We start from the raw sequence: 18,528 nt of genomic DNA, 5'->3' as shown, positions 1-18,528 counted from the left end.
CTGCGCACCGGGACAACTTCCTTGCGCGTGGACGCAAGTGGGCGGTCTGTCTTCGCCCTACGGTCCGGGGTGTCGGATGGGAGAGCCGGGGAGTGCGATGACAGTCTTCAGGACCCCGTGGTGGCTGCAACCGGGCAGTGTCGAGGTGCGGATCGTGGCCGCGGGTGGCTGGTGGGACGCCGTACGCGTACCGCACGATCTGGGGATCGACGCACTCCGCAACCTTGGGGACGAGACGGGAGCCGTGATCGGGGACGGTTTCGGCGGACGCCTGTACTGGCTGATCCCTCCTGGCTCCGCCGCCGACTGGGAGCTCCCGCAGGTGCGTGTTCTGGGCCGGGGCTGCCACGTGGCGATCCCCCCGCTCCACCGCGTCACGCGCCCCGGTCTGTACTGGCGGGTCTCCCCGTCGCGCGACCACGAGTGGACGAACACACCCCGCCTGCACTCCGCCCTCCGCACGGCCCTCCTCCGCGGGAAGTCGCCCACCATCTGACACCCGCCCCGGCCGAACCTGAGCCCGGCCGGGGTGGGATCCGCGAGGGGGGCATGCCGTCGCTCGACGATGCCTCCTCGCGGCAGCGGTCCAACTCCTCGTGCAGATCGGGTGCTTGGGCGGCAAGGACGTCGATGCCCTCGTGCAGATAGTGATAGCTGGTGGCCTGGGAGATGCCGGCGTCCCTGGCCAGGCAGTGCACGCAGCCCCGCCCACGGAACCAGCGCAGCACGAGGACCGCCTGGCAGCATAGGTGACCAACCTGAAGCCTCTGGTTCAGCGGACGATCTTGTGCCACCCGTCCCGAATCGAGCGGTTCACATCGCTTCACGAAGATCATTTCTCGGTGACGAGGTCTGGGATTTCCCTGACCTCACGCCGACGCTGGCTCCAAGATGTACGCAACCGTTTTCAGGAGATGCACGCTACTGGAGGTTCCGGTCGGCGGCGGAGACCCAACACTAATGATCACCGGAGTCACCAGGGGGAGACCGCAGCATGACCGGCACCACGGAGGCCTTTGGCGGGTCGGCTGCGGTCGACGATGCAGCACGAAGTGTCACGCGCCCGTTCTACGTATACGCCGTGCTCGCCAACACGCTGTTCCAGCGCGGCGTATTCGTCCTCTTCCTTTATCAGCGCGGCTTCTCCGCCGGGCAAGTGGCCCTACTGCAGACACTGCTCTACCTGGTCAGTGGACTTGCGGAGTTGCCGACGGGAGTCATCGCCGACCGAATCGGCAGGCGTGCCAGCATCGTGATCGGCCAGGTGCTGATAGCTGGATGTCTGCTCGGTCAGGTGGCGTTCTCCAACTACTGGGTGTTCCTGGCGCTGTTCATCGGGCAGGGCGTGGGCATGGCATGTGTGTCCGGTTCGGACACCGCCCTGCTGTACGACCTGCTCGTGCGTCGTGGTGCAACGGCCGGCTACGTCAAGATCAAGTCCCGGTTCACCATGCTCGGGACGGTCACCTCGGGAGCCGCCATCGTCCTCGGCGGCCAACTGCAGCAGATTTCCTGGGGAGTTGTCTACGTCGGTTCGGCGGCGTGCCTCGTCCTGGCCATGGTGGTGCTGATGTCAGGGGTGCCCGAGATCCGCGGCGCGGACGCGGTGGACGAGCAGGACGGAGCCGAGGAGCACGGCGACGCCACAGCATGGCGGGCGATGCTTCGGGTCGCCACGCCGGCGCTCGTGACGCTTGTCGTGGTGTCCGGATTGATGCATGCGACTTTGACGCCGTACATCATTTTTACGCAGAAGACCCTCTCCGATCAGGGAGCGGGCACCGCATTGGTCAGCGTGGTAATAGCGGCGGGATTCTTCGTCGGCGGGCTCACTCCCTTGCTGTCGGACCGCGCGGACCGGCGCATCGGGTATCGGGTCATCGTCCCGGTGTCTCTCCTGACGCTCGCCGTGGCGCTTAGCCTGAGCGGCCTCGGCGATGTCTGGGTCACCATCGCCGCGTTCCTGGTCCTGGCCGGGATTCCCGAGATCGCCGCCGTGATCGTGGACAACGTGTTCAACGAGGCAGTGCCGTCGCGCCACCGGGCGAGCCTGTTGTCGATGATCGCATTCGTGGAGTCGGCGCTCATCGGCATCGGCTATCTCGTCCTCGGCGCGCTCATGGACGGGTTGGGCTCCGGTGTGGGCATGGCCACCTACGCCGCGGTCCCCCTGCTGGCATGTCTCCTGTGGCTCCCGGTGCTCTTCCGAGGGGCACGGGTGACCACCGAGATCGAGAAGCCCGCCGACCAAAAGGCATCCTGAAACAGACCATCTCGCGCAACGTCCTGCCCGATGGCAGGGGCGCTGCTCGTTGACATGTCGCTCCCAGTCAGCGACGGAGCTGTCATCGCGACGATCAGCGCCAAACGGGATGGGAAGAATCTCGCCACTGAGAAAGCCTCAGTGTCCACCGCATGGCTCTCATGAAGCGGCACGCCGACCTGAAGAACGAGTTCTACGAAAGTGTCCGCGAAGAGACGCAGCGATCCCTGAGACCGCGAAGGACACGATCCTCTGAACCAGAAAGGAGCCGCGGACCGATAGGTGAGGCTGCTGGGGCCGGCGGTCGGGGGATGCGTGCGGCTGTGGCGCGGTCCGTCAGCGCGCGGCAGGCCCAGCTGTGACCGGCTCCGGGGCGGGGGCGGCCGCCGGGGTGTCCCGGCTGCCCAGCCGCAGGTGTTCGACGTGGTCAAGGGCCTGGTCGAGTCGGCGACGTGGTTGTCGTAGAGGGCGTAGACGATTGAGTGTCCGCGGCGTTCCCCCGTGACCAGTCCGAGGTTGCGCAGCAGGCGCCGTCGCCTCGCTGATTCCCACCGTGATGGCCGAGGCGGGTACGTCTGGCCCCCGCAGGCGTCGTTGCCGCGACCTCGGCGGCCCGATGAGACCACCGCGATGCCAGGTACCTATCGCGCTCTGGCCGAGCAGACCGGCAACGGATGGCCATCGACCAATTCTTCCAGTGCTGAAGGTGACATGCGGCACATCAGTCCCCCTTGCATCAGGGATGCGCCGGGCGGCTCGGTCACTGCCCTCGACGTCGCCTCATCCGACGCCGCCCGCCTCGGCATCGACGTCACCATCGCCGCCACCTCCACCTCCACCCCCCCCACGACACCGGATCCGCTGCGCATGGCCGCTTCCCGAGGCAGAGACCGCCGATCCATGGACAAACCTTCCCCTCCCGCCCCTGCGCGGGCGCCCCTACGTTCGAGGCCGCGGGCGCTCACCGCCCCACCGCTACGAAGGAGCGAGACCCCCATGAAGATGACCGGCAACACGATCCTGATCACCGGCGGCACCTCAGGCATCGGCCTCGGTCTGGCCCTGCGCCTGCACGAGGCCGGCAACAAGGTGATCGTCGCCGGCCGGCGCAAGGAACTCCTCGACGAGATCACGGCCGAGCACCCGGGCATCGACGCGCTCGTCCTCGATGTCGCGGACCCCGACTCGATCGCCCGGGCCCGTGAGACCGTGGCGGCGAGCCACCCGGGGCTGAACGTCCTGGTCAACAACGCGGGCATCATGCTGCTGGAGAATCTCCTCGACCCGGCCGGACTCCCGGTCGCCGAGGATCACGTCGCGACCAATCTGCTCGGCACGATCCGGATGACGTATGCCTTCCTGCCGCTGCTGGTGGGCAAGGACGACGCGGTCGTCATGAATGTCACCTCCGCGCTGGCGTTCGTACCGTTCCCGATCACGCCGACCTACAGCGCGACGAAGGCCGCGCTGCACTCCTTCTCCGAGAGCCTGCGCATCCAGCTCGCCGGTGCCGGCGCCGGGGTCCAGGTGATCGAGGTGGTCCCGCCGGGCGTGCGCACGACGCTGCTGGGTCAGCAGGACAGCGACCAGTCCATGCCGTTGGACGACTTCCTCACCGAGACCCTCGACCTGCTGCGCGAGAAGCCCGATGGGAAGGAGCTTGTCGTCGAGCGCGCCAGGTTCATCCGCGACGCGGTGGCCAACGGCTCCTACGACGACGTCCTCGCCATGATCAGCGGCAGCTGACCGACCTGAAATGCCCGACGCGGAACAACAGCACGCAGGCGGGTCCCGTTGGGCCACATCATGGACGAACGCGAGCTCGACCCGCCTCGGGGAGGTCCTGGCCAAAGACGCGGAACGGTCAGGAAGCGCCTTCGGCTTCGCCCCGGTCGTCGCACTGGGGGCGACTGGCTCCGTCCTGAGCGCCAACGGGCACGCGAGCGCCCATCACACGACGAACATCGCTGTGTCCGCCGGGCCGGGAGACGAGGCCCGGGGCCGGTCCGAGGCGTCGGGCGTCCTCGACGGAGGACCGTCGCCGCAGGCCGTCTTCCAGACCGGCGGCCTGCGGCGCATCGTCGGCAGCCGGCCAATTTCCCAGCGATCATGCAGGTCAAGTGACCATGGGGTCGTCTCGCTGCGAGGGCCCGGGCCCTCGGCGTCGGACGTGCGGGCGGCTTCGCGCGTGTGAGGGAGGGGGCTCAGCCATGGATCGGCGGTCTCTGGATAGCCGGGCGGGATGCGGCGAGGATGAGGCCATGGACAAGAAGGAACTGGCGGAATTTCTGCGTCACCGGCGTGAGATGTTGCGCCCCCGCGACGTCGGGCTGGTTGAGGGGCCGCGCAGGCGTACGCAGGGGTTGCGCCGCGAGGAGGTCGCGCAGCTCGCCGGCATGTCCACCGACTACTACGCCCGGCTGGAGCAGCAGCGTGCTCCGCAGCCCTCCGTCCAGATCACCGAAGCTCTCTCCCGGGCGCTGCGGCTGACCCTGGACGAACGCGACCATCTCTTCGTCCTCATCGGCCACAACGCCCCGGCCCGCTTCCAGCGCTCCGAACATGTCAGCCCGACGCTGCTGCGGGTCCTGGACCGCCTGGACGACTCGCCGGCCCTGGTGCAGACCGATCTGGTCGACACCCTCGCGATGAACCCCTTGGCCGTCGCGCTGCTCGGCGACCAGACCCGCCACACCGGCCTGGCCCGCAGCGCCTACTACCGCTGGTTCATGGACCCGGCCGAACGTCTGATGGTTCCCGAGGAGAGCCGCGAGCGCCACGGCCGCGCCCAGGCAGCACGTCTGCGTGCCGCGCTGACAGCCGGCAGCGACACCCCACGAGCGGCCCGGATCCTCGCCGAACTCCAAGAGCACAGCCCTGAGTTCGTCCGCATGTGGGAACTTCAGGAGGTCGCCCGACGCTACGACGACTGCAAGACCATCCTCCATCCCGAACTCGGCCGCATCGACGTCGACGCCCAGCTCCTGTACACCGAGAACCGCGCCCAGACCCTGGTGGTCCTGACCACTCGCCCCGGCACGGAGAGCCACAGCAAGCTGGAACTGCTCTCCGTCATCGGGCACCAGCAGCTCACCCCCTGACGTCCTGGACCGGGGACCGGGCCGGGCTCGGCGCGGGAAGGGCCGGACAAGGGCACCCTGCAACGGTGCGGCCCGCACGGCTCCTGCCCTGCGCTCTACGGCCAAAATATGTCGGCCCCTCTGCTCTGTCCTGGCTCCGCGCTCGGGCCGCCCATTTGACCGGATGCAGCCTCCGTTTTACTCTCGAATACATACGGAGGCAGCATCCGTTTGATGCGGCCGCACGATCACGGCAGGCAGGAGGGCGCATGAGCGCCGGCGAACAGCGCGAACGCAAGCCCCGCGCGGACGTCCAGCGCAACCGCGCGGCCCTCCTGGAGACCGCGCAGCGTCACTTCCTGCAGCACGGGGTCGGCACCTCCCTCGAGGCGGTGGCCAAGGAGGCAGGAGTCGGGCCCGCCACCCTGTACCGGCACTTCCCCACCCGTGAAGCGCTGCTGGCGGCCGTGCTGCAGACGCGCTCCGAAGAACTGGTGGCCCGCCAGGCGGACATCGATCAGCTCGGCGACCCGGCCGAGGCGCTGGAACAGTGGCTGCGGGCGATGGAGGAGTACTTCAGCGCCTTCAGCGGGCTGCCGGACCCGCTCATGGCCGCGGCCCGGGCGCAGGAGCCGGACAACCCGCTCACGATTCCCTGCGACATCCTCATCTCCGCCACCGATCAGTACGTGCGCGCCGCACAGCTCGCGGGGCGCGTGCGCGCGTCGGTGCGCGGGCACGACCTGTTCCTCGCGGCCTGTTCCGTCGCCTGGATCAAGGGCACCGGTACCGAGGAGGAGTCGCTCGACCGGCTCCGCACGCTCATCGCGAGCGGCTACCGCCAGCGGGACACCCAGGCGTAACACGCCAGACACCGCGGCTCGCCCCAGCAACGCCAGGCGGCACCACCACACGGCCATCACATCGCGCTGCCCTCAGGAGCGGCACAACCTCTCAAGGAACAAATCATGGAAATTACTGTCATAGGCGCCGGTGCCATCGGCGGCAACCTCGCTGCCAAGCTCAGCGCGGCCGGTCACGACGTCCAGGTGGCCGACGCCCGCGGCCCCGAGGCTGTCCGGGCGGAGGTGCTGGAGTCCGGGGCCCGCGCGGCGGACCTCGCCGACGCCGTCCAGGGCCGGGACGTCATCGTCCTGTCGATCCCGTTCGGGGTGGCGGGCCAGCTGGCGGACCTGTTCGCGTCGGTGCCCGACGAGACGGTGGTCATCGACACCTCGAACTACTACCCCGGCATGCTCAGCGAGCCGATCGAGGCGGTGGACAACGGCCAGGTGGAGAGCGTGTACACCGCCGAGCTGCTCGGCCGCCCCGTGGTCAAGGCGTGGAACGCCGCGCTGGCCGAAACCCAGCGGACCAAGGGCGTCCCGGCCGGAACGCCTGGGCGCCTCGCCATCCCCGTCGCCGGCGACTCCGAGGAGGCCCGGAAGGTGGCCATGAGCCTGGTGGACGACACCGGCTTCGACCCCTACGACGCCGGCACCCTGGCCGACTCCTGGCGCCAGCAGCCGAACAGCCCCGCCTACTGCACCGAACTGACCCTCGACGAGCTGCCGGCGGCCCTGGCCGCGGCCGACCGCGCCAAGGACGTGGCCATCCGCGACAGCCTCCCGGAACGTTTCGCCGCCCTCGGTGCCAATCCCACCGTCGACGACGTCGTCGAGATGAACCGCGCCGCCCACCGCTGAGACACCAGACGCGGCTCTCGTGCACGCAACGACACGAGAGCGGCAGCGTCGGCACGCCGCGAACACACACCACGAACACGAAGAACGGCGCTCACTTCGGCAAGGCCGCCCTCACCCACCTACACCACCGCGTCCGCGGTCCCCGCAGCCCCGGTCGCGCCGCAGGGACCAAGCCCCGGAAGCCCGGTCACCGAACCCGGGGCTCCGTTCCGGACAAGGATGCGGACGATCAACCTCCGCCCGCCGACGGGTAACTCGGATATCTGACGCCAATACCGGCTGTGCACCCGCGTGGCAGAATGCTCGCACTGCGGACACCTGCCCGGCGGCCCGCATCCCGCCGCATCGACCACCAGGTTGCCATCGGCGGTCATGAGCTGCCGCACCATGAGGTTCAGGCCCGGCAAGAAAACGTCTCAAGCGTTTCCACTCGCATGACAGAGGGATCCCCTGGCGGAACGGGCCTGCAGTCCGGGCGCTGCTGGCCCGGGCCCCCTGTGGTCAGTGCGACACCTAGGGTCTGAGCGATCAGTTCGACTGCACGGCGCCACTCGTCTTCATCCGTTGAGCCAGAACGTCGCTTGCGAGCCAGGTCACACCGTCACAGCGCCGGCTGAGCAGCCGCAGAGGGACGATCTCGAAGCCCAGGTCTGACAGCGTGGCCTCGATCCGCTGACGATCCCGGACCACTGCCCGGTCTGACGGCCTCATCCAGGTCGGCGTGGCGTCAGGCCGGGGCGTGGGAACCGCGGCTGTCGGAACCGCCTTCGAGAGTTCCGCGGGCGCGCGGGCGGGTCGAGCCTCCGACGCCCGCTGCTGCGCGGATGCCATACCCGCGCGGCACGCGCGGTCCTCTATCCGAGCGTGAGCATCGCCTCGGTGACCTCGCCGACCGCCGCATCGGGGATCGCGGTGGCGGCCGTCTTGAGGACGAGCAGCCGTGCCCCGGGGATCTCGCGCGCGATCGCCTCGCCGTTGCCGACGGGGAAGAACGGGTCGCGGCGGCCGTGGACGACGAGCGTGGGAACCTCGATCTCGGGCAGGCGCTCGCGCCAGCGGGGTTTGCAGTCGAGCCTGGAGAACACCATGCCCATCTGGTTGGCCATCTGGACCGGGGGTGCGGTGCCGGGCGTGCGGTCCCAGATGCGCGCAGCGATTGCGCGCGCGGCGACGGGGTCGTCGCCGCGGATCTCCGCACCGGCGGCGGCGAACTCCGCAACCGCCTCGCGGTCGGTCCAGTCGGGCATCGGACGCGCGAAGAGCCGGCTCATCGTCGCCTGGTCATGGTCGGGGAGGTCATCGTCGGGCGGGCCGGGTGCAACCGCGCGGGTGCCCACCAGGGTGAGCGCCGAGAACGCGCCCGGATGGTCGAGCACGGCCACCTGGGCGACCATTCCACCGACGCCGATCCCCGCGAGGTGCGCGGGCCCGCCGCCGAGTGCGTCGGCAAGGGCCGCCGCGTCGGCGGCGAGGTCGCGCAGGGTGTAGGCGGGCGCTTCCGGATCCGTGGTCGTCGACTCCCCGCTGTCGCGCAGGTCGTAGCGCACCACGCGGCGTCCGCCGGCGGCGAGGCGCTCGCACAGCGCGTCGGGCCAGGAGAGCATCGTCGTCCCGCCCGCGAGCAGGACGAGTGGTGCGTCGTCGTCACCGAACGACTCGATGCCCAAGGCGATCTCATTGGCGTTGACAGTGGTCATCGGATCACCGGAGGACGTCGTAGGTCAGGTGCGTCGCGGTCGATGTCGAGATCACGCTCCGCTGCACCAGCGTGCGCGGTGCTCCGCCGGTGAACAGTGGTGTCCCGGCGCCCAGCACGATGGGCGCGAGGTGCAGCGTCAGCGCGTCGACCAGTCCGGCGTCGAGCGCCGAGCCGACCGTGGCGCCGCCGCCCATGAGGATGACGTCGAGGTCCTTGCCGCTGTCCGACGACGCCGCCTCTGCTCGCTCGCGCGCCGCGGTGACGGCGTCGGGCAGACCGGTGGTGACGAACGTCCAGTCGAGGTTGGCCAGCCGCACCGACTCCGGCGGCGAGCTCGTCACGACGACGAACGCGGGCTTGCCGACCTCGCCGGCGCCGTAGCCGGTCGTGTCGTCCCACCCTTTCGGCCCGTCGACAACGTCGAAGAGGTGGCGGCCGAGGACGACGGCGCCCGAGCGGGCGGTCGCCTCGCGCAGGACCCGGCGGTCGTCGGGGTCGTCGGAGAACGCCCACGTGTGCAGGGCCTCGCCGCCGGTACCCAGACCGTTGTCCGGGCTGGGGTCGGGCCCGGTGACGAAGCCGTCGAGAGAGACCGAGATGTCAGCGATGGTTCGAGTCATGCCAGGGCAGACTCGATCCGCCGTCCAAACTCATCGCTCACGCATGAAGCGTGTGGCGGAAGCGAACCCGATGGCACGACGCCCGAAAGCGGCACGTCGGACGTACAGCGGACGATCGCCCCTGGGTACCTCAGAGGCGCATATGTACAGGTCCAAGGGTATGGCCACTTGGTGCTTTGGTGCTCGGAATGGCCAGGTGTGCTTGATACGAGAGGATGGGGTGGTGATTCGCCACGACCCTGAGATACAGGATCTGTTCCGCCGCTATTGCGCCCCCGCGCGGCGCTATCTGAAGCTCGGCGGAGCGGTACTTCGTATGCCACGCGAGGAGTACGAGCCGTTCGTTCAGGCCCTGGCCGCTGATGCGAAGGCTGTTTCCGACGCCGAGCTCACAACTCTCTTCGAAGGCAGCTGGCGAGAGCGGCGCACTGCGGCATGGCTCGCCGCCGTCTCGCGCCGTGACCACTTCCGCGAGCGTCTGGGAGCGCTGCTGCTGGAGAGCGAGGTCTGCTGCGCGGGTGGGGCCTACTGCGTGGCGCTGGCGAGTTTCGGCACCGCACGGGACGCCGACCTGCTCGCCGCTTACCTGGATCGCTACCTGCGTCGGCCCGACCTCGCCTACGACCAGCCGACGGCCATGGGCGCCCTGGCGTACACCGACTCCGTCCTGCACGGTGACCGGGCCAGCCGCCTCCTCCAGGAGGGCGGCTTGTGGCGGCAGTGGTTCCAGGACGCGCCCCACATGCACGGCGATGACGGCATCTCCAACTACCTGGGCGGCATCCGCCTCGCCTGCGCCGTCATCGACGAATGCGCCGACACCTGACCCCATTGGCTTTGTCCACTCCAAAGGCTCTGGCTCAACGTCTGTGACGCGGCCGCTCTCCGTCACGCCAGGCGCGGACCCGCAGCTTCACCCAGCACGACTGGAGCGAGGGCTGATGCCCTTGCCCCAGTCCAAGATGCGTTCCCGGAAACACCGCCCTGCGCAGTCTGTTCGGATCCTGCCCGAAGGACGCAGCAGGCCACAGCGCCGGACGTGCTCCCAGCGTTGTCGCACGCTGATCCAGACCGGAACCGACTCGTACCGGTTCCAGGCCACCGAGGACGAACGCGGCACCAAGAACGCCCGGTGAGTTTGTCCCTCGAACCTCCGGGCCGGTCAGTTCAGCAGGGCAGCCGTGAACGTCTTGCGGTGGTCCACCAGCCAGGTCTGCATTCGGTCCCAGCGTTCCCATCCACCACGCTCGGCCAACGCCTGGAGATAGACGGGGTTTCCGCCGGCCACGCGGCGGGCGACGAAGGCCCGGCAGACCTCCGTGGCCTGCTCGATGACGCCGGGCAACTCGGCGCGGTCCCCCGCTGAGAGGCCGTAGCTGTCGGCAAGGATCCGCAGCCGTGCGGCCGCATCCAGCCCGGGGGGATGGAGAGCGGCCGCGGACCCGGGATCGAGCATGGGCACCCAATAGCGGGCGGTCATGGCGATGTCCCAGAGGGCACGGCCCGGGGCCGCCAAGTCGAAATCGATCAGGGCCGCGGCACGACCGTCGCGGAAGACGACATTTTCCGGGCACACATCGTTGTGGCACAACATCGTTCCCCCCTCCGGGTCGGCAAGGTCCGGGGGCCACTCGGCACGGGTGTCGACCGCGACGGCCGCGCTGGTCTCATGCAGACGCCGCAGCAGGCTCCCCACCGATTCGAGGGCAGAGCTCGTCATCGCCCAGTCCGGGAACGGCGGCAGAGCCACGTCGCCAGGGATGAATGTCAACTGCTCACGGCCATCCGCGGTGAGACCGACAGGGGCCGGCGCCGCGTCGAAGCCGTGCTCCTTCAGCGCAAGGAGATAGGCGTGCAGGGCGCGCGCGTTGCGCGGTGCCGGTCGCTCCACCAACTCCCCCCGGCGGAAGACGGCCCCCGCGTTCACCATCCCGCCGACCAGGGCCTCGTCTTCAGCCGTCATGAGGATCACGCTATCGCCAGATCGACCCGGCGCGGGCCGGGCCGCAAACGTCGGCGGACGGTGAACCCGTTCTGCGGTGTACGCGTAGACCACCTGGGCTGGGTCGGTGAGCAGTTCCATGGGCGCGTGGTGCAGTTCCAGCTCGCCGACCAATGGATTGCGGATCAGTTTGCGGCATGCCCTGGGTGACCGCCGCCGAGCAGAGCGACCACGCCACCGGACTGCGGTGCCCCGGCGGGACCGGACCGTCGATATGCCCTTCACGAGCGGGATCAGGGCCTGGCTGTCATGGAGGACCGAACGATGCAGCAGGCAGCTGCTGCCAGGTACAGCCGGACGTCGCAACGAACACGATCGCAGCCAGAACCTCACGGTCACCGTGCCTGCGCCGGCGACCGCCCCGAGGGCCGCGTGGGCGCCTCCGGCGCCACACGCTGGAACAGCTCCCACAACTCCTCCGGCACCAGCCGCTCAACGATCCCGCAGATTGCTTGGAAGCAGCACGACGGTCCGCTTCCAGTGCGCTGCGATGGGCGATCGCCGAGCGTCTCCTGGGTGCCGGACACAGCGCTGGCTGCAGGCAGGTGATTGAGCGTCAAAGGCCGTTGTCAGTGCCTCCCCATAGAGTGGAGACATCACTCGGGGAGCCTCGAAGGGGGAGCACAAACATGCCCGCAAACAAGATCCAGCACAAGGTGAATCACGTCGCGCTGGTGGTGGACTGTTCGGGTTCAATGCGTCCGCACCAGAGCCAACTCATTCGAGTTGTGGACGAGTTCGTGGCAGGGTTGAAGGCCGAGTCGGACAGCCTCGGCCACGAGACGCGGATCAGCCTCTATTCCTTTGACCACAGGGTGGAGAATCTGGTCTGGGACATGGATGTGAAGCATCTGCCGTCCATGCGCGGGCTGTACCAGGTCAACAATGGCGCCACGGCCCTCATCGAGGCTTCTCTGAAGTCCCTGGACGACCTGGGCCATATCTGGGAGGAATACGGCGAGCACAGCTTCCTCCAGATCGTTGTGACGGACGGCGAGGAGAACGCCTCCGGCGGCGACAGGCGGCACGACGGCGACATGGCCATCCTCGGCCCCTGGCTCGACAGGATCACGGCGAAGATGGGCGGGCTGCCGGGTCATTGGACTTCCGCGATCCTCGTTCCGAACTCCCTGGCCAAGCGGACCGCCCAGAACTACGGCTTCCCGGCCGGGAACATCGCCATCTGGGATGCCGATTCCCAGAAGGGTGTCGAGGAGGCGATCGGCACCGTGCGCGCTGCCGCCACCAGCTTCCTGCGCGGGCGCGAGCAGGGGGTGCGCGGCACGAAGAACCTGTTCGCCGTCGGTCAGGACATATCGGTTGACGAGGTGCGGGCGAATCTCGAACCGATTCCGGCCGACAAGTACCGGCTCCTGAAAGTCGACAAGGAGGTCGAGATTCGTCCCTTCGTCAACTCGCATCCTGGCGTGACGTACGAACGTGGTTCGTGTTACTACCAGCTGGGCGCCCGGGCTCAGGTTCAGCAGAACAAGGAAGTTATCGTGGTCGAAAAGGACACCGACCGAGCCTATACGGGCGACGCGGCACGCAGCCTTCTTTTCGGTACGGACGTCCAGGGGACCGTCTCCGTGAAAGCGGGGAACAACCCCAAGCTGGAGGTATACGTACAGAGTCGTTCGGTGAACAGGAAGCTCAAGCCGAATACACGTCTGCTCATCATGCTCTGAAATCAATCTCTGAAATCAATGAGTGAGCCCTTTCCAACCTCGCACTGAGGCGTGATCAAGGAATACGGCGGCCTGCGTGCCGCCCCTGACCGGTGAGCTCGCCTTGACCGCCTATGGGCTTGCCCGGCATACGTGGCCGCGGTGTGACCGAGGAGGTTCGCCTGGGTGGCGCTCGCGGTCCTTGCGGTCATCCCTTCTTGTCCGTCACGGTGAACTCGCCGCGGATGCCGTCGCCGACCATGCCCGGCTTGCAGGCTGTGGTGTATGCGCCAGCCTGGGTGACCTTCACCGTCATGGCTCTGGGAGAACTTGCAGGCGTCGTCGGCCGCCCGGACCGTGATTGACCCCGACGGTCCGGTGCCGCCGCCGCTTTGGGTGCAGGCGGTCAGGAAGGCGAGGGGGGCGACGGCGAGCAGGGTCAGGTGGGCGGGGCGGGGCGGGGCAGGGCAGAGGTCACGACAGGCTTCTGGGGGAGATGCGGGGAGGGGGCGGCGCGCAGTTTAGGTGAGGCGTCTCATCGACTGTCCAGATGTTGAACCTCACACCGCCGCACGCCCGGATCGAACCGCGAGTGACACCCCCCTCAACTGCCCTGCGCCGTAAGAAAATCCCCCACGGCGCGCCCGGTATGGCCACAGATGCCTGCATTGCGAGATGGCTTGACGGGCACACAGCCAATACTTAGGTTCGCCTCACCTTACCTACGACCGAAGGAATTCGGCCATGTCCAAGTCCCCGCTGCCCTCGCTCCTTCTGGCCGCCCCGCTCGCTCTGGCTCTGACGGCCTGCGGTGGCGCCGATGCCGACAAGGCGCCCGCCAAGGCTCAGGCGAAGGAGACCGCTCCGGCCGGTGTGGCGCACCAGCACACCGTGCTCGAAGCGGAGATCGCTGCCCGGGGCGGGGAGACCAAGGCCGGGGAGTACCGCATCGGCTACATCGTCGAAGCTGCCGAGCCGTGGTTCCAGGCCGAGCACGGCGCCCACGGGACGCTGGTCAACCGTGAGCCCGCCAGGAACGAGACCCACCACATCGAGATCATTCCGATGGAGGCCGAAACCGGCCGCATCGTGCCGAACGTTCCGATCAAGCTCGAAGTCGTCGACGCCAAGGGCAAGGTCGTCCAGGCCCAGGACCTGAACTTCTACCACGCCGAGTTCTTCCACTACGCCAACAACTTCTCCATCCCCACGGCCGGCACGTACACCCTGCGCGCCACGCTGCAGCCGCCGACCTTCCTGCGGCACGGCGCCAGCGGCGAGAAGCCCGCGCTGAGCGAGACCGTCACCGCCACGTTCGCAGGCGTCGAACTGAAGCCCGAGAGCTGACCGTGACCGTGATCTCCGACAGACCCATGGCCGCTGCGATCTCCCCGCAGACCGGGGAGCCGGAGCCATCGGCGGCCGCCGGCAAGCAAGCCCCGGAGCGCGCCGAGGCCGCACACACGCCACTGGGGGTTCTCGTCGCGGCGGGGCTACTGAGCTGCGCCGCCCTGGCCGCCGTCTGCTGGATGTCCGGTCACGTCCACGCCGATCCGATGTTGCAGACCGTAGCCCGCTTTCTGCATGTCGCGGCCCTCGTCGTCGGACTGGGCGCCGTACTCGCCGTGGACTGGTTTGCGCTCCTGTGGCTGCTGAGATGCCGCCGCCTGGCAGACATCCTGAACACGGCCTGCACGCTCCAGGTCCCGATCTGGCTCGGGCTGGCCGGCCTGGTGGCCACCGGTTTGTTCCTCCACCCGGACCTGTCCTCGACGCTGACCCGGATAAAGCTCGGACTCGTCCTGGCCATCACCCTCAACGGCCTGTACGCACACCGACTCGGCCAGTGCCTCGACCGGTACCGGGACCAGCCGGTGCCTCGCAGCCTCCTCCTCCAAGCGGGTGCCGCCGCCACTGTCAGCCAGCTCGGCTGGTGGGGCGCCAGCCTCATCGGATTCATCAACAGCCATTCCTGAGCCCGCCGCAACAAGGAGACCGTGTGTTCGCCAACTACCTCATCGGCCTGCGTGAGGGCCTTGAGGCCAGCCTCGTCGTCTGCATCCTCGTCGCCTACCTGGTCAAGACCGGCAACCGGAGCAAGCTGCCGCCGATCTGGCTCGGCGTGGGCATCGCGGTCGCCCTCAGCCTGAGCGTGGGTGCGGTGCTGCAGTTCGGCTCCACCCAACTGACCTTCGAGGCTCAGGAGATGCTGGGCGGCACTCTGTCCATCGTTGCCGTCGCCCTGGTGACCTGGATGGTCTTCTGGATGCGCAGCACCGCCCGGCACCTGAAGGCCGAATTGCACGGAAAGCTGGACCAGGCCCTGGCCATCGGCACCGGCGCCCTGGTAGCGACCGCCTTCCTCGCCGTCGGCCGCGAAGGCTTGGAGACCGCCCTCTTCGTCTGGTCCGCCGTCCAGGCCACCAACGACGGAGCCCGCCCACTCGTCGGCGCCCTCCTCGGACTGCTCACCGCCGTCATCCTCGGCTGGCTGTTCTACCGCGGCGCCCTGCGGATCAACCTCGCGAAGTTCTTCACCTGGACCGGCGCCCTCCTCGTCGTGGTCGCGGCAGGAGTACTCGCCTACGGCATCCACGACCTGCAGGAGGCGAGCATCCTGCCCGGCCTGGACAACCGCCTGTTCGACATCAGCGCGACGATCCCCCCGGACAGCTGGTACGGGACCCTCCTCAAGGGCATCTTCAACTTCCAGCCGAACCCCAGCGTTCTACAAGCCGCGTTCTGGGCGCTCTACCTCGCACCGGTCCTCACACTCTTCCTCCGCCCAACCCGCACCGCCGCGCCGGCGACGACACAACCCAGCTGAACCTTCCCGGCCAGGCACTGCATGGCGAGACGAGGCGCCCGGCGACGACCGGATGCGGGGCCGCCCGCGCCATGCATGGCTGCGGAGATTCGCACACTCTCCCGCTTGCCGCCCTCCGGGCCGACCTCGACGCGCGAGTCGGCACAGGATGTCCGTTACGGGCGGCGGGCCAGGCCAGCTGAGCACTGATCCTGTTCAACTTGGTTGTGTGCAAGTCGTTTTAGGGTGCGGGGTTGTGTGCGCAGGTCGACCGGATGAGCGGGGGGCGGGTCGAGCTGGGCCTCGGCGCGGGATGGTACGAACGGGAACACACCTCGTACGGCATCCCGTTCCCGCCCGCCCCGGAGCGCTTCGATCGGCTGGAGGAACAGCTGGCGGTGATCACCGGCCTGTGGCGGACACCGGTCGGCGAGAGCTTCAGCTATCGCGGCGACCACTACCAACTGGTCGACGCCCCTGCCCTGCCGAAGCCCGTGCAGCTGCCGGCGCCGCCGATCATCGTCGGGGGCCGCGGCCCCAAGCGCACCCCGGAGCTGGCCGCTCGGTACGCCGACGAATTCAACATGCCGTTCAAGTCGGTGGCGGAGACTGCCCGGGCGTACCAGCGGGTTGCCGAGGCGTGCGACCGGACCGGGCGGGTCGGCGCCGGTGAGCCACCGCTGCTGCTCTCGGCCGGGGTCGTGGTCGCCCTCGGCCGTACCGACGCGGAGGCGCAACGGCGGGCCGCCCCGCTGCATGTCAAGAGCGCGCTGCCGCCGGAGGATCCGGTGGTCGGATCACCGGCCCAGCTCGTGGAGCGGCTCGGCGAGTTCGCCGCGATCGGCGCAAGCCGTATCCATCTGCGACTGATCGACTTTCACGACCTCGACCACCTGGAACTCATCGCCGGTGAAGTGCTTCCGCAGCTGTAGGGCGTGCTGTTGTGGATCCGCGTCCACGCGGCTGCTGAATACCCGCAGGTCAGGCGCACATGTTGGGGGGCAACATAGTTCGGCGACCGTCTGTGCGTGCGACAACCATGCCGCCTCTGCTCTTGCCCGCGACACTGCGCGCACCGTGCAAGGTGACGCTCAACCCCACCGAACGTGCGCAGACGGTGAAGAAATCGGCACAGATAATCCTGGACTGTTCCTTGGTGATTCAACCAGCGTTCAGTGCTGCACATTTGCGCTCGGGTTGCTTCGAATGTGCGTGAATCCCGTGGAGGTCGGCCACTCGCCGGGCGTCGGGGTCGCATCGAGAGATTGATCTGCTCGCGACAAGTCGGCACTCTCCTCAGCACGCGCAGCGCTGCGTTCGAACGTAAATCCCCCCACTTCACGAGGAGACCCCTCTTGACGGCGCATCACAAACGCTCAGGCAAGGCCAAGATCGTCACCGCGATCGCGGCCGTCGCAACCGTCGTCGGCACCGGCCTTTACGTGTCCCCCATCGCTCAGGCGGGACAGCCCGCGGAGGGCACGGTCTACGGTCTGAATGCCGAAGGAACCGTGGCCGGCAGCTACATCGTCCTTCTGGACCAGAAGGCGTCCAAGGCCGAGAAGCGGGATCTGGCCGCCGAGTACGGTGGCAAGATCAGCCGGACCTACGGCTCGGCGGTCAACGGCTTCTCCGCCGGCAGTCTGACCGAGACGGAGGCCAAGCGCCTCGCGGCCGACCCCGCGGTGTCCAAGGTGGTCCAGAACAAGAAGTTCCACATCAGTGCCACCCAGGACAACCCACCGTCCTGGGGCCTGGACCGCATAGACCAGAAGGACACGGCCGCCGACGGCAAGTACACCTACCCGGACAAGGCCGGGGAAGGAGTGACCGCGTACGTCATCGACACCGGCGTACGCATCAGCCACAAGGACTTCGAGGGCCGCGCCGCCTCCGGCTTCGACGCCGTCGACAACGACGACACGGCCGACGACGGCAACGGCCACGGCACCCATGTGGCGGGAACCATCGCCGGTGCCTCCCATGGTGTGGCCAAGAAGGCCAAGATCGTCGCGGTTCGCGTGCTCGACGACAACGGCTCGGGCACCACCGAGCAGGTCGTTGCCGGCATCGACTGGGTGACCCAGAACCACCAGGGCCCCTCGGTTGCCAACATGAGCCTCGGCGGCGGCGCGGACCCCGCACTCGACGAGGCGGTCAAGAAGGCCATCGCCTCCGGCGTCACCTTCGCGGTCGCCGCCGGCAACGAGTCGGCGGACGCGGGGCAGAATTCACCGGCCCGGGTCCCCGAGGCCATCACGGTCGCGTCCAGCACCAAGGACGACGCCCAGTCGGACTTCTCCAACTTCGGCTCGATCGTGGACCTGTACGCGCCGGGCTCGGACATCACCTCCGACTGGAACGACAGCGACCAGGGGACCAAGACGATCTCCGGCACCTCCATGGCCGCCCCCCACGTCACGGGAGCCGCCGCCGTCTACCTGGCCGGTCACCCGGACGCCGCTCCCGCCGACGTCGCCACCGCGCTCACCGGCGGGGCAACCGGCGACAAGATCACCAACCCGAGCAGCGGAACGCCCAACAAGCTGCTGAAGGTGACCGAGTAGATCCACAGTAGATCTACACAGGACACCGGGCCCGGCGGTGCCGCCAGCGCGTGCGCAGCGGCATCGCCGGGCCGCGTCGTGGCAAGGGGCGGTCGGCCGAGGGCATCCGGCGTTGTGG

17 protein-coding genes and 3 pseudogenes are annotated in these 18,528 nt (G+C 68.4%); 13 read left to right on the top strand and 7 right to left on the bottom strand.

Annotation, left to right across the window (positions count from 1 at the left end; genetic code table 11):
* Positions 1-97: 97 nt before the first annotated feature.
* Positions 98-496 (top strand): hypothetical protein, encoded by a 399-nt coding sequence (locus EHO50_RS12300; protein ID WP_128429926.1) that lies wholly within the window; start codon positions 98-100, stop codon positions 494-496.
* Positions 497-575: 79 nt separating this feature from the next.
* Here EHO50_RS12300 and EHO50_RS12295 read toward each other — a convergent pair.
* Positions 576-740, bottom strand: a pseudogene (locus tag EHO50_RS12295) (IS5/IS1182 family transposase); the annotation flags it as partial.
* A 254-nt stretch (positions 741-994) separates the two neighbouring features.
* On the opposite strand from EHO50_RS12295, the gene EHO50_RS12290 reads away from it, so the two are divergent.
* Positions 995-2,263: an MFS transporter gene (locus EHO50_RS12290; protein ID WP_181449604.1), complete on the top strand. Its 1,269-nt coding sequence runs from the start codon at positions 995-997 to the stop codon at positions 2,261-2,263.
* A gap of 336 nt (positions 2,264-2,599) precedes the next feature.
* On the opposite strand, the pseudogene EHO50_RS44950 reads toward EHO50_RS12290, so the two are convergent.
* Positions 2,600-2,793 (bottom strand): annotated as a pseudogene (locus EHO50_RS44950) (transcriptional regulator); the annotation flags it as partial.
* A gap of 466 nt (positions 2,794-3,259) precedes the next feature.
* Here EHO50_RS44950 and EHO50_RS12280 point away from each other — a divergent pair.
* The 4 genes from EHO50_RS12280 to EHO50_RS12265 all read left to right on the top strand — a co-directional run bounded on the left by EHO50_RS12280 (position 3,260) and on the right by EHO50_RS12265 (position 7,049).
* Positions 3,260-4,009, top strand: a complete 750-nt coding sequence (locus EHO50_RS12280) for an SDR family oxidoreductase (RefSeq protein ID WP_128429925.1) — start codon at positions 3,260-3,262, stop codon at positions 4,007-4,009.
* Positions 4,010-4,524: 515 nt separating this feature from the next.
* Positions 4,525-5,364 carry a helix-turn-helix transcriptional regulator gene (locus EHO50_RS12275; protein ID WP_128429924.1) on the top strand — a complete coding sequence of 280 codons (840 nt, stop codon included), beginning with the start codon at positions 4,525-4,527 and terminating at the stop codon, positions 5,362-5,364.
* A 248-nt stretch (positions 5,365-5,612) separates the two neighbouring features.
* Positions 5,613-6,206 carry a TetR/AcrR family transcriptional regulator gene (locus tag EHO50_RS12270; protein WP_128429923.1) on the top strand — a complete coding sequence of 198 codons (594 nt, stop codon included), beginning with the start codon at positions 5,613-5,615 and terminating at the stop codon, positions 6,204-6,206.
* Between the two features lie 105 nt (positions 6,207-6,311).
* Positions 6,312-7,049: an NADPH-dependent F420 reductase gene (locus EHO50_RS12265; protein ID WP_128429922.1), complete on the top strand. Its 738-nt coding sequence runs from the start codon at positions 6,312-6,314 to the stop codon at positions 7,047-7,049.
* Between the two features lie 119 nt (positions 7,050-7,168).
* On the opposite strand, the gene EHO50_RS46015 is transcribed toward EHO50_RS12265, so the two are convergent.
* The 3 genes from EHO50_RS46015 to EHO50_RS12250 form a co-directional block, all read right to left on the bottom strand.
* Positions 7,169-7,423: a transposase family protein gene (locus EHO50_RS46015; protein ID WP_164904822.1), complete on the bottom strand. Its 255-nt coding sequence runs from the start codon at positions 7,421-7,423 to the stop codon at positions 7,169-7,171.
* 480 nt (positions 7,424-7,903) lie between these two features.
* Positions 7,904-8,746, bottom strand: coding sequence for an alpha/beta fold hydrolase (locus tag EHO50_RS12255; RefSeq protein ID WP_128429920.1), 843 nt, complete (start codon positions 8,744-8,746; stop codon positions 7,904-7,906).
* Positions 8,747-8,750: 4 nt separating this feature from the next.
* Positions 8,751-9,368 carry a dihydrofolate reductase family protein gene (locus EHO50_RS12250; RefSeq protein ID WP_128429919.1) on the bottom strand — a complete coding sequence of 206 codons (618 nt, stop codon included), beginning with the start codon at positions 9,366-9,368 and terminating at the stop codon, positions 8,751-8,753.
* Between the two features lie 223 nt (positions 9,369-9,591).
* Between EHO50_RS12250 and EHO50_RS12245 the strand changes: the two genes are divergently transcribed.
* Entirely contained in the window at positions 9,592-10,194 is a 603-nt protein-coding gene (locus EHO50_RS12245) for a DUF6000 family protein (RefSeq protein WP_128429918.1), read from the top strand.
* Positions 10,195-10,530: 336 nt separating this feature from the next.
* Here the strand turns inward: EHO50_RS12245 and EHO50_RS12240 are convergent, their stop codons facing one another.
* Positions 10,531-11,331: an aminoglycoside phosphotransferase family protein gene (locus tag EHO50_RS12240; RefSeq protein ID WP_128430672.1), complete on the bottom strand. Its 801-nt coding sequence runs from the start codon at positions 11,329-11,331 to the stop codon at positions 10,531-10,533.
* 310 nt (positions 11,332-11,641) lie between these two features.
* Positions 11,642-11,819 (bottom strand): annotated as a pseudogene (locus EHO50_RS12235) (transposase); the annotation flags it as partial.
* Positions 11,820-11,999: 180 nt separating this feature from the next.
* On the opposite strand from EHO50_RS12235, the gene EHO50_RS12230 reads away from it, so the two are divergent.
* The 6 genes from EHO50_RS12230 to EHO50_RS12195 all read left to right on the top strand — a co-directional run bounded on the left by EHO50_RS12230 (position 12,000) and on the right by EHO50_RS12195 (position 18,410).
* Positions 12,000-13,058, top strand: a complete 1,059-nt coding sequence (locus EHO50_RS12230; protein ID WP_031479720.1) for a vWA domain-containing protein — start codon at positions 12,000-12,002, stop codon at positions 13,056-13,058.
* A gap of 723 nt (positions 13,059-13,781) precedes the next feature.
* The gene (locus tag EHO50_RS12220; protein ID WP_128429917.1) at positions 13,782-14,384 is read left to right on the top strand and encodes an iron transporter; all 603 of its coding nucleotides are present in this window, start codon (positions 13,782-13,784) and stop codon (positions 14,382-14,384) included.
* Positions 14,385-14,386: 2 nt separating this feature from the next.
* On the top strand, positions 14,387-15,013 hold the full coding sequence (locus EHO50_RS12215) for a hypothetical protein (protein ID WP_128429916.1): 627 nt from the start codon (positions 14,387-14,389) through the stop codon (positions 15,011-15,013).
* Positions 15,014-15,036: 23 nt separating this feature from the next.
* Entirely contained in the window at positions 15,037-15,864 is an 828-nt protein-coding gene (efeU, locus tag EHO50_RS12210; protein WP_128429915.1) for an iron uptake transporter permease EfeU, read from the top strand.
* Positions 15,865-16,097: 233 nt separating this feature from the next.
* Positions 16,098-16,775, top strand: coding sequence for an LLM class flavin-dependent oxidoreductase (locus tag EHO50_RS12200; protein WP_281288189.1), 678 nt, complete (start codon positions 16,098-16,100; stop codon positions 16,773-16,775).
* Positions 16,776-17,198: 423 nt separating this feature from the next.
* Positions 17,199-18,410, top strand: a complete 1,212-nt coding sequence (locus EHO50_RS12195; RefSeq protein ID WP_128429914.1) for a S8 family peptidase — start codon at positions 17,199-17,201, stop codon at positions 18,408-18,410.
* The last annotated feature ends 118 nt before the right edge of the window (positions 18,411-18,528 follow it).

The organism is Streptomyces cyaneus (assembly GCF_004028635.1).
GTDB lineage: Bacteria > Actinomycetota > Actinomycetes > Streptomycetales > Streptomycetaceae > Streptomyces > Streptomyces cyaneus.
Note: the sequence above shows the minus strand (reverse complement) of the source record. Positions and strands in the feature narration are given on the sequence as shown.

Excerpts from the sequence above, each read along its gene's own strand:
- EHO50_RS46015 (WP_164904822.1), bottom strand. The coding sequence starts at position 7,423 with ATGACCGCCGATGGCAACCTGGTGGTCGATGCGGCGGGATGCGGGCCG.
- EHO50_RS12290 (WP_181449604.1), top strand. The coding sequence starts at position 995 with ATGACCGGCACCACGGAGGCCTTTGGCGGGTCGGCTGCGGTCGACGAT.
- EHO50_RS12240 (WP_128430672.1), bottom strand. The coding sequence starts at position 11,331 with ATGACGGCTGAAGACGAGGCCCTGGTCGGCGGGATGGTGAACGCGGGG.
- EHO50_RS12230 (WP_031479720.1), top strand. The coding sequence starts at position 12,000 with ATGCCCGCAAACAAGATCCAGCACAAGGTGAATCACGTCGCGCTGGTG.
- EHO50_RS12265 (WP_128429922.1), top strand. The coding sequence starts at position 6,312 with ATGGAAATTACTGTCATAGGCGCCGGTGCCATCGGCGGCAACCTCGCT.
- EHO50_RS12270 (WP_128429923.1), top strand. The coding sequence starts at position 5,613 with ATGAGCGCCGGCGAACAGCGCGAACGCAAGCCCCGCGCGGACGTCCAG.
- EHO50_RS12255 (WP_128429920.1), bottom strand. The coding sequence starts at position 8,746 with ATGACCACTGTCAACGCCAATGAGATCGCCTTGGGCATCGAGTCGTTC.
- EHO50_RS12300 (WP_128429926.1), top strand. The coding sequence starts at position 98 with ATGACAGTCTTCAGGACCCCGTGGTGGCTGCAACCGGGCAGTGTCGAG.
- EHO50_RS12220 (WP_128429917.1), top strand. The coding sequence starts at position 13,782 with ATGTCCAAGTCCCCGCTGCCCTCGCTCCTTCTGGCCGCCCCGCTCGCT.
- EHO50_RS12250 (WP_128429919.1), bottom strand. The coding sequence starts at position 9,368 with ATGACTCGAACCATCGCTGACATCTCGGTCTCTCTCGACGGCTTCGTC.
- EHO50_RS12275 (WP_128429924.1), top strand. The coding sequence starts at position 4,525 with ATGGACAAGAAGGAACTGGCGGAATTTCTGCGTCACCGGCGTGAGATG.
- EHO50_RS12280 (WP_128429925.1), top strand. The coding sequence starts at position 3,260 with ATGAAGATGACCGGCAACACGATCCTGATCACCGGCGGCACCTCAGGC.